The sequence below is a fragment of the Pseudogemmobacter bohemicus genome (assembly GCF_003290025.1).
In the GTDB taxonomy this organism is placed as follows: domain Bacteria; phylum Pseudomonadota; class Alphaproteobacteria; order Rhodobacterales; family Rhodobacteraceae; genus Pseudogemmobacter; species Pseudogemmobacter bohemicus.
The window spans coordinates 1,019,664-1,035,520 of sequence record NZ_QNHG01000001.1; the positions used below are offsets into that span (position 1 = coordinate 1,019,664).

12 protein-coding genes are annotated in these 15,857 nt (G+C 64.9%); 6 read left to right on the forward strand and 6 right to left on the reverse strand.

All coding sequences use genetic code 11. The features are described 5' to 3' along the window. Positions 1-100 precede the first annotated feature (100 nt). Entirely contained in the window at positions 101-1,918 is a 1,818-nt protein-coding gene (edd, locus tag DRF71_RS04920; RefSeq protein ID WP_112309994.1) for a phosphogluconate dehydratase, read from the reverse strand. A gap of 340 nt (positions 1,919-2,258) precedes the next feature. Here edd and DRF71_RS04925 point away from each other — a divergent pair, with 340 nt between their 5' ends. Both DRF71_RS04925 and DRF71_RS04930 read left to right on the forward strand, forming a co-directional pair. Continuing rightward, positions 2,259-3,482, forward strand: coding sequence for an RSP_2647 family RNA methyltransferase (locus DRF71_RS04925; RefSeq protein ID WP_112309384.1), 1,224 nt, complete (start codon positions 2,259-2,261; stop codon positions 3,480-3,482). Position 3,483: 1 nt separating this feature from the next. Continuing rightward, on the forward strand, positions 3,484-4,026 hold the full coding sequence (locus DRF71_RS04930) for an RSP_2648 family PIN domain-containing protein (protein WP_112309385.1): 543 nt from the start codon (positions 3,484-3,486) through the stop codon (positions 4,024-4,026). A gap of 92 nt (positions 4,027-4,118) precedes the next feature. Here DRF71_RS04930 and eno read toward each other — a convergent pair whose 3' ends face one another. The 3 genes from eno to rocF all read right to left on the reverse strand — a co-directional run bounded on the left by eno (position 4,119) and on the right by rocF (position 11,019). Further along, the gene (eno, locus tag DRF71_RS04935) at positions 4,119-5,396 is read right to left on the reverse strand and encodes a phosphopyruvate hydratase (RefSeq protein WP_112309386.1); all 1,278 of its coding nucleotides are present in this window, start codon (positions 5,394-5,396) and stop codon (positions 4,119-4,121) included. Positions 5,397-5,461: 65 nt separating this feature from the next. Then, entirely contained in the window at positions 5,462-6,385 is a 924-nt protein-coding gene (locus DRF71_RS04940) for a DMT family transporter (protein WP_198672066.1), read from the reverse strand. 3,710 nt (positions 6,386-10,095) lie between these two features. Continuing rightward, positions 10,096-11,019 carry an arginase gene (rocF, locus tag DRF71_RS04955; protein ID WP_112309390.1) on the reverse strand — a complete coding sequence of 308 codons (924 nt, stop codon included), beginning with the start codon at positions 11,017-11,019 and terminating at the stop codon, positions 10,096-10,098. Between the two features lie 150 nt (positions 11,020-11,169). Between rocF and DRF71_RS04960 the strand changes: the two genes are divergently transcribed. From DRF71_RS04960 to ndk, 4 genes are all read left to right on the forward strand, one after another. Further along, complete coding sequence (locus DRF71_RS04960; protein WP_112309391.1) at positions 11,170-13,296, forward strand: heme lyase CcmF/NrfE family subunit; 2,127 nt, start codon at positions 11,170-11,172, stop codon at positions 13,294-13,296. Beyond that, positions 13,293-13,799 (forward strand): cytochrome c-type biogenesis protein, encoded by a 507-nt coding sequence (locus tag DRF71_RS04965; RefSeq protein ID WP_112309392.1) that lies wholly within the window; start codon positions 13,293-13,295, stop codon positions 13,797-13,799. Before DRF71_RS04960 ends, DRF71_RS04965 begins: the two co-directional genes overlap by 4 nt. A 79-nt stretch (positions 13,800-13,878) precedes the next feature. Continuing rightward, positions 13,879-14,652 (forward strand): enoyl-CoA hydratase-related protein, encoded by a 774-nt coding sequence (locus DRF71_RS04970; protein ID WP_112309393.1) that lies wholly within the window; start codon positions 13,879-13,881, stop codon positions 14,650-14,652. Between the two features lie 86 nt (positions 14,653-14,738). After that, entirely contained in the window at positions 14,739-15,161 is a 423-nt protein-coding gene (gene ndk / locus DRF71_RS04975) for a nucleoside-diphosphate kinase (RefSeq protein WP_112309394.1), read from the forward strand. Positions 15,162-15,262: 101 nt separating this feature from the next. Here ndk and cueR read toward each other — a convergent pair whose 3' ends face one another. Together cueR and DRF71_RS28435 are read right to left on the reverse strand one after the other, a co-directional pair. After that, entirely contained in the window at positions 15,263-15,664 is a 402-nt protein-coding gene (gene cueR, locus DRF71_RS04980; protein WP_112309395.1) for a Cu(I)-responsive transcriptional regulator, read from the reverse strand. Next, a partial coding sequence (locus DRF71_RS28435; RefSeq protein WP_232831306.1) for a hypothetical protein occupies positions 15,661-15,857 on the reverse strand: 197 nt, incomplete at its 5' end. The genes cueR and DRF71_RS28435, both read right to left, overlap by 4 nt.

Sequence of the window (15,857 nt, forward strand, 5' to 3'; positions counted from 1 at the left end):
TTTGAGTATTTGCATCAAGAGGAAAACCAATCCTCTTCCTCTTGACTGAAATACTCCCGCCGGAGGCAACCGGCAGCAGCCAGGAGGGAAAGCGGACAGATCATACCACTACGGCAGCCCCATGTTCAGCATTGCCCACCGAGCGGCGGAACATCTCGAATAGCTCGCGCCCGGTGCCATGGCCATTGGCGGCCAGATCGGCAGTGACCGGCGGGCGGGTTTCAAAATCGGGCTCAAGGCAGGTCAACGCGCCGCCGACAGCGTCGAGCCGCAACAGATCGCCATCGCGCAGCCGCGCCAGCGGACCGCCACAGGCGGCTTCGGGCGAGACATGGATGGCCGCCGGAACCTTGCCGCTGGCACCGGACATGCGTCCATCGGTCACCAGCGCCACTTTCAGCCCGCGATCCTGCAAGACCGTCAGCACCGGGGTCAGCGAGTGCAGCTCTGGCATCCCATTCGCCTGCGGCCCCTGAAAGCGCAGCACCACGATCATGTCGCTGGTGAACTCTCCGCGCTTGAAGGCCGCTTTGACAGTGTCCTGGTCATGGAACACCCGCGCCGGCGCCTCGATCACATGCCGTTCGGGTGCGACGGCGGAAATCTTGATCACTGCCCGCCCCAGATTGCCCGAGAGCTGCTTCAGCCCGCCGGTCACCGCGAAGGGCTCCGCCGCCGGCCGCAGGATCTTGTCGTTCAGCGTAACCGCCGGCCCTTCACGGTAGCGGAACACGCCTTCGTGCAGTTCGGGCTCTTTCGTGTAATGCGTGAGCCCGTCGCCCGCGACAGTCTTCACATCCTCATGCAAGAGCCCTGCGCCCAGCAGGTCACGGATCATAAACTGCAGCCCCCCCGCCGCGTGGAAATGGTTCACATCGGCGAGCCCGTTCGGGTAGACGCGGGCCATCAGCGGCACCACGCCCGAGAGATCGTCGAAATCTTCCAGATCCAGCAGCACGCCCGAGGCCCTGGCCATTGCCGGAAGATGCAGGATCAGATTGGTCGAGCCCCCGGTCGCCATCAGCCCGACAATCCCGTTCACATAGGCCCGCTCGTCAAGGATCTCGCCCACCGGGCGGAAATCATTGCCCAAAGCGGTGATCGAGGCGGCCCGCGCCACGGCCGCCTCAGTCAGTGCCTCACGCAGGGGGGTGCCGGGGTTGACGAAGGTGGCGCCGGGCAGGTGGAGGCCCATCACCTCCATCAGCATCTGGTTGGTATTGGCGGTGCCGTAAAAGGTGCAGGTGCCGGGTCCGTGGTAAGAGGCCATCTCGGCCGCCATCAGCTCTTCGCGTGTGGCCTTACCCTCGGCGAAGGCGGCGCGGACCTTTGCTTTCTGATCATTTCCTATGCCGCTGGTCATCGGCCCGGCAGGGATGAAGACCGAGGGGATATGGCCAAATGTCGCCGCCGCCATGATCAGCCCCGGTACGATCTTGTCGCAAACCCCCAGCCAGAGCGCGGAATCGTAGCAGTCATGCGAGAGGGAGACCCCCGCTGCCAGCGCGATCACATCGCGCGAGAACAAGGACAGCTCCATCCCCGGCTGTCCCTGGGTGACGCCGTCGCACATCGCGGGCACACCGCCGGCAACCTGGGCGGTCGCGCCGAGGCGCCGAGCCGTCTCGCGGATGGTTTTCGGGTAATCCTCATAGGGCTGATGCGCCGAGAGCATGTCGTTATAGGCGGTGATCACCCCGATATTCGGGGCGCGGCCAAGCGCGAGATCGGCTTTGTCCTCGCCCATCGCCGCATAGGCATGGGCCTGGTTGGAGCAGCTCAGATGCGCGCGCACCGGGCCTTTGGCCACGGTCGCGGCCATGCGCGCCAGATAGGCCGAACGGTTTGCGGCGGATCTTGTCCGGATCCGGTCGGTCACGCGGGCGATGGTCGGGTGAAGATCTGGCCTCGATGTCATGGTGCTCTCACGGTCCTGGCTTTGCGGTCCTGGCTGGGCGGATCCCCGGTTCGCGGCATCGGCGCTGCGGCAAAGGGGAAGCTGGGGCAGATATCGGTCCGGGCAGGGGCTTTCCTGGCGCGGATCGTGCATGGCTGAATTTGTTAGCGCTAACAGTAGCGGTTTTCCGCAGCTTTCGCAAGAGGCTTGCGCTTTGGCGGCGGTGCGGGCTGTGGAATGGTGACCTCAGAATAGCGGACCCTCTGGTCGGGTCCAGTATGACGGTCAGGCTCGCTCCGAATTTTCGACATGCGCGGGCGCGCCACTTTCGCAAAGCGGGCAGGTTGATTAAGAGGAAGGCATGACAGAGACAGATACCCCCTCCGCTGCCGCCCGCTATCCCATTGTCCGACTGAGGCCGAAAGCCGAGGCGCGGGCGATCCGTCACGGCTTCCCCTGGGTCTATGCCGATGAACTGGTGCTTGACCGCCGGACGTCGGCGCTGGCCCCGGGCGCGCTTGCGGTGCTGGAAGATGCCGAGCGCCGCCCGCTGGGGCTGGTGACGGTGAACCCGGCCTCGAAAATCGTGGCAAGGATGCTTGACCGCGATCCGGAGGCGGAGATCGGCCAGGACTGGTTTGCCGCGCGTCTGAACCGTGCGCTGGCAATGCGGGCCCGGCTTTACCCCGAGCCCTTTTACCGTCTGGTCCATGCCGAGGCCGATGGCCTCCCGGGTGTGGTGATCGACCGTTTTGGCGATGTGGCGGTGGTGCAGCCGAATGCCGCCTGGGCCGAAGCGCATCTGGCCGATCTGGTCGCGGCACTCGTGCAGGTAACCGGCGTGACCGCCGTGATCAAGAACGGCGCGGGCCGGGCGCGGGGGCTTGAGGGGCTGGCCGAAGAGATCGTGACCGTTCTGGGCGAGACGCCCGCCGCGCCGATCCCGGTGCCGATGAATGGCGCGACCTATCTGGCCGATCTGACCGGCGGTCAGAAGACCGGGCTCTTCTATGATCAGCGCGAGAATCATGCTTTCGCGGCCCGGCTGGCGCGCGGGGCCAGGGTGCTGGATATGTTCAGCCATGTCGGCGGCTTTGCACTGGCGGCGCTGGCAGGGGGCGCGGAAAGCGCGCTGGCGGTGGATGGATCGGCCCCGGCTCTGGCCCTGGCCACGGACGGCGCAAAGGCGTCGGGTTTCGGGGATCGGTTCGCGACGCGGCAGGGCGATGCTTTCCAGGTGCTTGAAGCGCTCGGGGTCGAAGGCGCGCAGTTCGATCTGGTGATTTGTGACCCGCCGGCCTTCGCGCCCGCGAAACCGGCGCTTGAGGCGGGGCTTCGCGCCTATGAGCGGGTGGCGAGGCTCGCGGCGCTCCTGGTTGCGCCGGGCGGGTATCTGGTGCTCTGCTCCTGCTCCCATGCGGCGGATATTTCGGCTTTCCGCAATGCATCGGCGCGGGGGATCGGGCGGGGCGGGCGGCGTGGGCAGCTGATTTATACCGGCTTTGCCGGCCCCGATCACCCGATGCTGCCACAGCTTGCGGAATCCGGTTATCTCAAGGCGCTCGCCTTCCGGCTGGACGGCTGAGGTGAAGGCGGTTCTTGACGCCTGTGTGCTGTTCCCGACCGTTCTGCGTGAGATCCTTCAGGGCGCGGGCGAGGCGGGGCTTTATGAGCCGGTCTGGTCCGATCGTATCCTCGGAGAATGGACGCATTCCTCGGCCAAGCTCGGCCCCGGGGCGCAGGTGGTGGCCGAGGGCGAGGCTGCGCTGTTCCGCACGGCCTTCCCGCGTGGCCGCGTGGCGGCGCAGCCGGCCATCGAGGCGAGGCTGGTGCTGCCGGATAGCGGCGATCTGCATGTGCTGGCCACGGCGATAGCCGGCCATGCCGATGCCATCGTCACCTTCAATGCAAGCGATTTTCCCGGCCATGTGCTGGCGGCAGAAGGCATTTCCCGCCGCGACCCGGACGGGTTCCTGTGGGAACTGCAATCCCGCGCGCCCACAAAAATGGCGGCAATTGTCGAAGAGGTCAGGTCAAAGGCCGAATCCCTGTCCGGACAGCCGGTTGTACTGAAACCTTTGCTGAAACGCGTCAGGCTCTTCCGTCTCGCAAAGGCACTGAACGCCTGATCTTGCAGAAAAACGGGCGCCACCAGGCGCCCGCAAATTTCTTGCAAGAAATTTGCCCGGATTTTTGGAAAAATCCGGGCCTCTGGCCGGCCTCAGACCTTCAGGATCGAGCGGCCGGCATATTCGGCGGTCTCGCCCAGCATTTCCTCGATACGGATCAGCTGGTTGTATTTCGCCATCCGGTCCGAACGCGACAGCGAGCCGGTCTTGATCTGCCCGCAATTCGTGGCCACGGCCAGATCTGCGATGGTGCTGTCCTCGGTCTCGCCCGAGCGGTGCGACATCACATTGGTATAGCGCGCGCGATGGGCCATTTCGACCGCTTCCAGCGTCTCGGTCAGGGTGCCGATCTGGTTCACTTTCACAAGCATGGAATTTGCCACACCAGCCTTGATCCCGTCTGCCAGCCGGCGCGGATTGGTCACGAACAGATCGTCGCCCACCAGTTGCGTGGTGGCGCCAAGGCGGTCGGTCAGGATCTTCCAGCCCTCCCAGTCATCCTCGGCCATGCCGTCCTCGATCGAGATGATCGGATAATCGGCGACCAGCTTCGCGAGATATTCGGCATTCTCGGCTGACGACAGCGACAGGCCTTCGCCTTTCATCTCGTATTTGCCGCCTTTGTAATACTCGGTCGAGGCACAATCGAGCGCGAGATAGATATCCTCGCCCGGCTTATAACCTGCCTTTTCAATGGCCTTCAGGATGAAATCCAGCGCCACGCGGGACGAGGACAGGTTCGGTGCAAAGCCGCCTTCGTCGCCGACATTGGTGGCGTAGCCGGCACCGGCCAGCTCTTTCTTCAGCGTATGGAAGATTTCCGACCCCATCCGCACCGCGTCCCGGATATCATCCGCGCCGACCGGCATGATCATAAATTCCTGGATGTCGATCGGATTGTCGGCATGTTCGCCGCCATTGATGATGTTCATCATCGGGACCGGCAGAACCCGCGCCGAAGTGCCGCCGATATAGCGGTACAAGGGCTGCGTGGTATATTCTGCCGCCGCCTTCGCCACCGCCAGCGACACGCCAAGGATCGCATTGGCGCCAAGGCGCGATTTGTTCGGCGTGCCGTCCATCTCGATCATGGTGCGGTCGATGCCGGTCTGTTCGGTCGCATCATAGCCCACAAGCTCTTCGGCAATCTCGCCATTCACGGCGGCGACCGCTTCCAGCACGCCTTTGCCCATGTAGCGGGATTTGTCGCCATCGCGGCGCTCATTGGCCTCATGCGCGCCGGTCGAGGCGCCCGAGGGCACAGCCGCGCGGCCCATGGCGCCGCTTTCCAGCACCACATCGACCTCGACGGTCGGATTGCCGCGGCTGTCGAGAATTTCGCGGGCGTGAATATCAATGATCGTGCTCATCGGAAGCTCCGGGTCAGACGTTGCGATTTCAGTCCAGGGCGGGACGGGCCGATCCCGAAACCCGTTTAGCGAGAGGCGGGGCCCTGTGAAAGGGTGGCTTTACGTTTTCTGGCCCGGCCGAACATGTATAGACCGGAAAAGATCACCAGACCCGAGCCGATCACCACATTGAGGCTGAGGCGTTCCTCCAGGAACACCACCGCCAGCAGGAAGGCAAATACCAGGCGCGTGTAACGGAACGGTGCCACCGCCGAGACCTCGCCGATCCGCATCGACTCGACGACCATATAATAGCCGATCAGCCCGAACAGGACCGCACAGGCCAGCACCAGACCCTGATCGGGGGCAGGGGCCTGAAACCCCTCACCGCGCACCAGCATCAACAGTGCGCCCGCCGGAACCGAGGCCAGCACGCCCCAGGAGGAAAGGCTCATTGTGCCCAGATGCGGCGGCAGCCGGCGCGTCACCAGATCACGGACTGACAGCGCGATGACGCAGCCGACCATGGCAAGGCCGGCAATGTCGATCCCGGTTTTCCAGGGCTGCAGAATGATCATCACACCGACAAAGCCGGTCACGATCGAGATCCAGCGCCGCCAGCCGACGGTTTCGCCCAGAAACAGCGCGGCACCTGCGGTGATCATCAGCGGCGAGGCCTGCAAAAGGGCCGAAGCCATCGCCATCGGCACCAGTGCCAGCGCCAGCAGATAGGTAAAGGCCGCCACCCCTTCGGAGAGGTTCCGAACCAGGGCAAGGCCCCGCAGCGCCTCCATGCTGAAGACCGCCTCGCCGCGTCTGAGCGCGAAAAGCGCGAAAATGCCGCCGCCGGCAAGCCCGTTGATCACCAGCACCTGACCCGGCGGCATGGCGACCGCTGCGACTTTCAGGAAGGTATCCTCGACCGCAAAAGCGGCCATGGCGCCGATCATCAACAGCGCAGCCTTACGGTTTTCATTTCCGCCCGCGGCTGCGGCTACAGAGGCATTCATTCTCTCACTCCCACCCATCGCCGGGATTTTGCCCTTCATCCGGCCCTGAATCGGGCCTCGGGCGCCGCAAACGGCGCGTCCCGGTAACGGCCCTCCCATGAACCGATACCCGCACTGACATCCGGCGATGATTTTCCTGCTCTTAGCGCGGGTTTTACGCAGAGGAAAGCTGTGCCGGCCCTCCGGGCGCGACAGGACAGGGCGCAGACGGTATATCCGGGCGATTTACCTCGGCTGCGACATTTTTGTCTGTATCTCCTCGTCTGGGGTCTCTTTCTCTGCGGCTTTTTTCTCTGCGGCCTCGCCAGTCCGGTCAGTCCCCGCGCGGCCACCGACGCCAGCTGCTGCTCCGACCGCTGCTCTGGCCCGCCCCCGGGGTACAGGTCCGGAAGACCATCATTTCCAGGCTTTATCCGACCGCTGAACCGGGATGTGTTAACACCTGGCCATATCGACGATCAGGACGAAGTTCCGAGAGGGGGCCGGGCGATCTGAACAGGGTCCCTGCGTTTTCCGGGTGGTTTTCCGCCTCGGCTACGCCGCGACCGCGTCGGCCCTGGCCGGTTGAAGGGGGCATGGTTGGGGGGCGCCTGTCCAGTGATGAATGCGGGCGACGGCTTTTGCAGACAGGGCCTGTGAACGCCATCGGTTCGTGAGAACAGGCGAGGGGAGGGAGCCGCCAATTCCCGCGCGGGGGCAGGGACGCTGACACAGGCATGCTGGCAGAGTTTTTTGTAAGTGATGGCCCGCGAACTGATAATCCGCTACGGGCACGCGACAAAGACGTGATCGCCTCTGCCATCCCTGCCGATCCTGATCCCGCGGGCCGCGAGCATCTTAATGAGGTCGATGGATGGGAACGGGCTGCCCTGGCCTCGCCTGGCCGCCCGAACCGCTGACGCGGCCATGGCTCCGTGTTGACTATCCCGGGCCTGCCATGGTGCATCAGCGCCTCCCTCCTCCGCTTCGATGCAAAAAACCGCTTCCAATCTGATCGACACGCGCTGTGCCGGAACGCGGCGGGGGAACCAGTCCGGCATCGAGCCATTCCTGGCTATTGGTTCGGGGGCCGTGGCGCGGAGCCAGGCGGATGAACCCGCGCGCCATTGGACTATAGATGATCTTCGTTGCCCGGACCGGAACGGGCCGGATGACAGCCAGTTTCTTCAGCCGATACAGCCGGATCTTGTCGCCCGGTGCCGGTTTCAGGGTGTTTGCTCTGCGGCGGAGAGCTTCGATTCAAAGGCGCGCCATCCGCGTCGCGACCGCCCTGCTTCGACCCCGTCCTGCATCAGCAGCGCCCGCAGCATACGGCTGTCTGCTATCGGGAACCCCATATGCGGCCTGTCGACCCGATGCATCAGCCGAAGGTCGATATTCGATACGGGCGGGGCTTTTGATACAGGCCGCTCCGGCTGATCCCCGGCACAATGGCCTGGCGGCTGACGCGCAGCGTGGCGAGGGGATCGACCCTCTTCCTGCGCCCGGCAACAGACCGGCCTTGCCGGGCCCGCCGGACAAGAATCGTTCGCCCGCGTCAGCTCGCCGGGTTTCGCGCGCAGGGGCTTCACATCAATGGTCGGCTCCGGATCAGCCGTCGGCGCCCCGCCGAGCACCCCCGCCGAGCACCCCGTCGCGCCCTCTGGCAACCGATCCCGCACTGCCTGATCCGGTTCGGATGGAAGACGAATGCCGAAGCCAGCGCGATGATGATCTTCGCACCCTTGATCGCAGCCACCACCCCTTTCGCCTTGAATGCCGTCCTGTGGTTCTGGCGGGTGCGTCCGGTCACAGTCTTCTTGTCGCTTGCGGCATCAAGGCGCGCCGGCAGCTCACTCACCACCTGCCCGGACCAGCCGGCGTGGACGGCGCGGAGGATGCGCGCCTCAGGATCCACAGGGCTGAACAGCCACCCGCGCCCCTCGTCCCCCCCACATTTCTTTATCACCCCCTCCGGCAATATGCGGCCATGGCACCCTCCGGTCGGCGCCCTCTGCCCCAAACCGATCCCGCCTCCAGGCCATCAGAGCGCAGGGCGGAGCCCGGCCATCGGAGGCCGCCCACCATCCGGAAACCAGCACGCTCCGCGTTGCGCAACGCCGCCGCCAGCCTCGCAGGCGTGGCTTCGGGGAACAGATGACGCTCCGCCTCGTCATGCTCTCCGGCAGGAAAACCGGTCGCTTAGATCTGCCGCCGCTCCCATGCCCGGGGGTGTCTGGAGGGAAAGGTCGGTGGGAAGGTCGGGGGGGATACGAAGCGTTTTCCTTTCATCGCAAGTGGGATTCCGTTGCCCCTGTCGGAAGGGGCGCGCCCCGTGAAAAGAGCCGGCGCTTATGTCGCCAGAGATGCAAATGCGCGGGCCAGTGAGGCGCCTCTGGTTCAAACCCAATGGCGACGGTGTTTGTCACCCGGCATCCGGGGGCAGTTTCGCATCACATATGTCGGTGCCTGAGCCTTCGGCCGGGCGCGTTCTGTGCCGCGCTGCAGGCGCCGGTGAGCGCGCGAACCCTGGAAGACAGGCACCAGACCGGGCTGTTGCACAAGGGCAGGGCCGGGAGCGACAAGGCTTACGGCTGTCGTAAAGAGTGGGATGACCTGATTGACCAGAGCGAAAGATCCGCCCGAACCGGGGCGCCCGGCTGGCACATCTCGCGGGGATCAGGGCGCAGGCCGGTTGTAAACGCGGCCCTGGCAACCCTGGCGGCAAGCTCCGGTTGTGGTAGAGATCGCGCCGGTAAACGCCACCGGTTCGGGGGAGCCGGCGAGGACCCGGCCAGCAGCCCGACGTTGATGCACCGGACAGGGGCCGGGTGACCGACATTACCTCTGAGATCCTGTCAGGCCGTGAGACAAGGCTAGCCCCTCGTGATGGTGACACGGGCAGGTGGCGTTTCCATGGCTGGCGACATCTCTTCGCGGCTTGTGATCGGCAGGTTGAAGCAAGCCCGGCAGACAGCGGATGTCAGCCGGCAAGCCCGGCTCAGGACCCGCTGGCGGCCGCGCCGGGAAAAAGCCGGCTGATGCGTTTCGGATCGGGGCAACCCGTTCGACCCGCATGGACCGGGCTGGTTGCTGCGCGCCCGGGATCCGGAGCATTCCATAAGCCGTCGCGGCACCTGTCACGGCCCAACACTCCCTGAACCCCGCATTCCCCGAGCCCCGCAGGCTCGCGCGACCTGGTGGCGCGCCTGCCCGATCATCTCCCTCGCTCAGGCGTGAATGGGTCCACCACTGGGCATACCGGACCCGGGAGGGCCCCGTTCGCAGAAACGCGGCTTCGGCATCGCCGCGAAGGCAGGCCTGGCCTGATACCGGATGAGCACAGTCTCAATTTGTCACTGGCGGGGCGGGAGCTGATCCTGGACCGCAGCCAGCAGCCAGCAGAGAGGATGCGGGCGCTTCTTCCAGGGGGGCACCAGAGAGAACCTGCTGCCCTGGCGGGCCGCCAGATCGGCATGAATGACGAAACGCATCAGAGGCCGTTTCGACGAACTGGCCAGGCAGGAAAACCTCCGTTGAGAGCGGGGGCGGGAGCTGAGCAGGTCCCGCAGACACCTGTTCCGTCATTGCGGCCTGACAGAAAGCATTGGTTGAATTGGAATTCATTGATCAGCCAACCATGACCGCCTGCGCATGTCCAGGCGGCTCCTGAACGGAACAAGCCGATAGAACCCTTTCAGCGGACGGGGCAGCGCCCCCTCGGGCGGCAGTCACCTGGGCCGCGTCGGCCGGTCGAACACCTTTTTCCCCACCAGCGATCCCACCAGGTCCACCATCAGCCGCGCGGTCATGCCCCGGTCATCAAGGAAGGGATTCAGCTCGACCAGATCCAGCGAGGTCACCAGCGCGGATTCGTGCAAAAGCTCCATCACCAGATGCGCTTCGCGGAAGGTGGTGCCGCCGGGCACCGTGGTGCCGACCGCCGGCGCGATGGAGGGGTCGAGGAAATCCACATCCAGGCTGACATGCAGCATCCCGTTTGCCGCCCGCACCCGGTCGAGAAACGCGCGCAAAGGTGCTACGATGCCGTGCTCGTCGATCACCCGCATATCGTTGATCTGGATGTCGCGCTCCTGCATTGCCGCCTGTTCCGCCGGATCGACCGAGCGGATGCCGAACATGCAGATCCGCTCAGCCGGCACCGGCGCGGGGAAGGGCGGGAAACCGTCAAACCCGTCGCGCCCGTTGATATAGGCCAGGGGCGTGCCATGGAGATTGCCGCTGGTCGTGGTCAGCGGCGTGTGGAAGTCGGAATGCGCATCCAGCCATAAAAGGAAGAGCGGCCGTTTTTGCTCCAGCGCCCAGAGGGCCGCCCCCGCCACCGTGCCAAGCGCCAGCGCATGATCGCCGCCCATGATCACCGGAAAACCGCCATCCCTCAGCGCCTGATGCACCGCCGCTTTCAGCGAGAGGGTCCAGCCGACCGTCTCGGTCATCTGATCCACCGCCGGATTGGCACAGGGCACATCCGCCAGCCGCTCGGGCCGTACATCGCCGCGATCCTCGATCTCATGGTCTTCAAGCGCAATCTCGCGTGCCAGCCCGGCCACGCGATAGGCCGATGGCCCCATCAGGCAACCAGGACGTCGCTGGCCCGAATCGACCGGGGCTCCGATAAGAATGATGCGGGTCATGGCTCCTCCGGCGTGATTTCGGCCATCCTATCGCCGGTTTGGGCGGCAAACCAGCCGGGGCGCGACCGATAAGCGCAGGGCATTGTGGTTGCAGGGCATTGGAGCGGCGCGCGCGCGGGGTTAAGGTAGATGAGATTGGGAGAGAGCCAGATGTTGATCGAGCTGGGGCATTTTGCCCTTATCCTTGCGCTGATGGTGGCGCTGATACAAACTATCCTGCCGCTTTGGGGCGCGCATCGGGGTAATCATTTACTGATGGCGCTGGCGGGGCCGGCGGCGGTGGTGCAATTCGGGCTGCTCGCCTTTGCCTTTGCAGTATTGATCCATGCCTTCGTCACCTCGGATTTCTCTGTGGCGCTGGTGGTGTCGAATTCGCATTCCCTGAAACCCTTGCTGTACAAGATCACCGGCACCTGGGGGAACCATGAGGGCTCGCTGCTTTTATGGACGCTGATCCTCGCGCTGTTCGGCGCCTCGGCGGCCTGGTTCGGCTCTGGCCTGCCCGAGCGGCTGCGTGCGCGCGTCATCGCGGTGCAGGGCTCGATTGGCGTGGCGTTTCTGGCCTTTATGATCCTGACATCGAACCCGTTTCTCAGGATGGCCGAGGCGCCGATGGACGGGCGCGATCTGAACCCGCTCCTGCAAGATCCCGGCCTCGCCTTCCATCCGCCGTTTCTCTATCTGGGATATGTCGGGCTTTCGATGTCCTTCAGCTTTGCCATTGCGGCGCTGATCGGCGGGCGGGTCGATGCGGCCTGGGCCCGGTGGGTCCGGCCCTGGACGCTGGCCGCCTGGGTCTTCCTGACCATCGGCATCGGGCTTGGGTCCTGGTGGGCCTATTATGAGCTGGGCTGGGGCGGTTTCTGGTTCTGGGACCCGGTCGAGAACGCCAGTTTCATGCCCTGGCTGCTGGCCGCCGCGCTCTTGCATTCCGCCATCGTGGTCGAAAAACGCGAGAGCCTGAAAAGCTGGACGATCCTGCTCGCCATTCTCGCCTTCGGCTTTTCGCTGATCGGTACGTTCATCGTGCGCTCGGGTGTGATTACCAGCGTGCATAGTTTCGCCTCCGACCCCGAGCGCGGCCTCTTCATCCTGATGATTCTCGGCGTTTTCACCGGCGGTGGGCTGATGCTGTTTGCCGCCCGTGCCGGGGTGATGGAGGGGAAAGGCGTCTTCGGTCTCGTTTCGCGTGAAAGCGCATTGATTGCGAATAATGTCCTGCTGGCGGTGGCGGCTTTCGTGGTTTTCGTCGGCACGATGTGGCCGCTTTTCGCCGAACTGGCGCTGGAGCGGGTGATGTCGGTGGGGGAGCCCTTCTTCAACGCGGCCTTCACGCCGTTTTTCGTGGCGCTGGCGGTGATCCTGCCTGTTGGCGCCATGCTTGCCTGGAAGCGTGGTGATCCCGGCCGGGTGATGGCGCAACTCGGGCCGGCCGCGCTGGCTGCGGGCGGGGTTGGGGTGCTGTCGCTGGGTCTTTTGGCCGGGCAGGGTGTAATCGCGCTGATCGTGCTGGTGGCAACGGGCGCGGTGCTTGCGACCCTCTGGTCGCGGCTGCCGCTGGCTTTCAGGCGGCGGGTGCCGCTTCTGATGCTGGTGCTGGCGGCGCTGGCGCTGCTTTGGGCGGTGCAGACCGGGCGTTCGGCGCTTGGGCCTTTGGGGGTGATGCTTGGCTCCTGGGTGGTGTTCGGTGCCCTGACCGATTTGTGGAACCGGACCGGGCGCGGTGTCGACCGCTTTGGCCGCCTGCTCAGGTTGCCCCGCGCGGATTGGGGCAAGGCGCTGGCCCATGGCGGGCTTGGCGTCACGATTTTCGCGATCTCGGCCATGCTGGCCTGGAAGGTCGAGGTGATCGAGGTGGTCCAGGAAGGCGGCAGCTTCCGCCTTGGCGCCTATGACGTGCAGCTTGCCGATGTGCGCGAGGTGCGCGGGCCGAACTACATCTCGACCATGGCCGAAATGGTGGTGTCGCGCGGCGGGGCGCGGGTGGTGGCGCTTTACCCCGAGAAACGCGCCTATCCTGTGCAGGGGATGCCCACAACCGAGGCGGGCATTGATTACGGCTGGCTGCGCGATATCTATCTGGTGATCGGCGACCCGCAGGAAGGCGGCGGCTGGGCGGTGCGCGCCTATGTCGAGCCCTTTGCCAACTGGCTCTGGGCCGGCTGTCTGCTGATGGCCTTTGGCGGGCTGGTCAGCCTGACCGACCGGCGCTATCGGGTGGCGGCGGGGGGCGCGAAGGCGGCGGCCACCACGGCGCGCGGAGTGCCGGCGGAATGAGGGTTGCGGCGTTTCTTCTGTCGCTGGTCCTGCTGCTGCCCGGCCCGGCCCTCGCGGTACAGCCCGATGAGATCCTGCAGGATCCGGGCCTTGAAGCGCGGGCGCGGATGATCAGCCGCGAGATGCGCTGTCCCGTCTGCCAGAGCGAGAATATCGACGATTCCAATGCGCCGATCAGCCGCGACCTGCGCCTGCTCATCCGCGAGCGGCTGGTTGCCGGCGACAGCAATGACGAGGTGATTGACTTCGTCGTGGCGCGCTATGGCGAGTTTGTGCTGTTCGATCCGCGCGTCTCGGGCTGGAATCTGGTTCTCTGGCTTTCGGGTCCGGCGGCGTTCGTGATGACCGGTCTGGGTCTTTGGCTGGTGCGCAGGCGCAAGGTGGCCGCCGGGCTGGCGCCGCTGGTGCCGCTGAGTTCCGGTGAAGAGGCGCGGCTGGCTGAACTGCTGAAAGACGGCGGGGGCCCGGATGGCATGGCCGGGGCCGGGGGGCGCAAAGACTGACGCAGCGTTCCGCTTGCTTTTTGCTTTCCCTTAACGTCAAGGTCCGCCCCGCAAAGGGCGGGCCACAAAGGGGGCTGGAATGACCTGGACATGCATCCGTTCGCGTATCGAGGCCGGTGTGGCAACGATCACTCTGAACCGACCCGATGTGATGAACGCCCTTTCGTCGCAGATGCGGCGCGAACTTTGCGAGGCGCTGGATGAGGCCGGGGATGCAAGGGTCATCGTGCTGACCGGCGAGGGGCGGGCCTTTTGCTCGGGCCAGGATCTGGCGGATGCAAAAGACATCGCGGCGGTGGATTTCGAGACCATCCTCAATGAGGAATATGTGCCATTGCTGCGCCGGATCACCGATGCACCGGTGCCGGTGATCGCGGCGGTAAACGGTGCGGCTGCGGGGGCAGGGGCGAATATCGCGCTGGCCTGTGACGTGGTGATCGCGGCGGAAAGTGCGGTGTTCATCCAGGCCTTTGCGCGGATCGGGCTTATCCCGGATGCCGGCGGCACCCATTGGCTGCCGCGCAAGGTCGGTCTGGCACGGGCGATGGGGGCGGCGCTGTTTGCCGATAAGATCTCCGCCCGCCAGGCCGCAGATTGGGGCATGATCTGGGAAGCGGTGCCGGATGCGGATTTCACCGCGGTAGTGGCGGCACGGGCGGCCCATCTGGCCAATGGCCCGACCAGGGCCTACCGCGCGGTGAAACAGGCGCTGCGGGCGAGCTTTGCTCTTGACCTCGCCGCCGCGCTGGAGGTCGAGGCACGGCTTCAGGGCGATCTGGGGCAAAGTGGCGATTTCCGCGAAGGCGTTGCCGCTTTCCTGGAAAAACGCCCGGCACGCTTTACCGGCGCATGAGCCCCACTTTTCATTGACACATTCCCATGCTAGCAGCGCGCCCACACACGGGCCATGCTGCGGCCCCCCAGAATCCGGAGAGCCCCATGGCCCTTGAGCGCACCTTCTCGATCATCAAACCCGATGCCACCAAACGCAACCTGACCGGCAAGATCGTCGCGAAATTCGAAGAGGCCGGCCTGCGCGTCGTCGCCTCCAAGCGCGTGCAACTGACCGCCGCCCAGGCTGGGGAATTCTACGGCGAGCACCGTGAGCGCCCCTTTTACGGCGAACTCGTCTCCTTCATGATCTCGGAGCCGGTGGTTCTGCAGGTGCTGGAAGGCGAAGGCGCGATTGCGAAAAACCGCGAAGTGATGGGCGCGACCGATCCGGCCGCTGCTGCCGACGGCACCATCCGCAAGGAATTCGCGCTGTCGAAAGGCGAGAATTCGGTTCATGGCTCGGACAGCCCGGAATCGGCTGCCCGCGAGATCGCGTTCTTCTTCTCGGGTCTTGAACTGGTCGGCTGAGCCGCCCGGTTGAACAGGAGCCGAAATCTGATCAGATTTCGGACAAATTCCTTTCTGAAAGGAATTTGGGCGCGCCTCTTGCCAGAGGCGCGCCTTTTCAGTCAGGCGCAGCAGTCCTTGCCAGAGGCCAGCCCGGTCAGGATCGGGCAATCGGGGCGGTGATCGCCGGCGCAGGCGCTGACCAGTTCGGAAAGCGTCGCCTGCATCGCCTTCAGCTCTTCGATCTTGGCGGCGATCTGCTCCAGATGGCTTTGCGCCAGCGCCTTTACATCGGCGCTGGCACGGGACTGGTCCTCATAAAGCGCCATAAGCGCCCGGCATTCCTCGATGGTGAAGCCAAGCGAGCGGGCGCGGCCGAGGAAAGCCAGCTTGTGCAGGTCGCTTTCTCTGAACGCCCGGTAGCCATTGGCGGCGCGCAAGGGGCGGATCAGGCCGATCTCTTCATAATAGCGGATGGTCTTGGCGGGCAGACCGGCTCGCGTGGCGACTTCCTTGATATTCATTGCACATTCCTCACGAAACGCAGCCTGAGCGCATTGGACAGCACGAAGACCGATGAGAGCGCCATCGCCCCGGCGGCCAGCATCGGCGAAAGCTGCGGCCCGCCAAAGGGCACCAGCGCCCCCGCCGCCACCGGGATCAGCGCGGTATTATAGCCAAAGGCCCAGATCAGGTTCTCGCGGATGTTGCGCATCA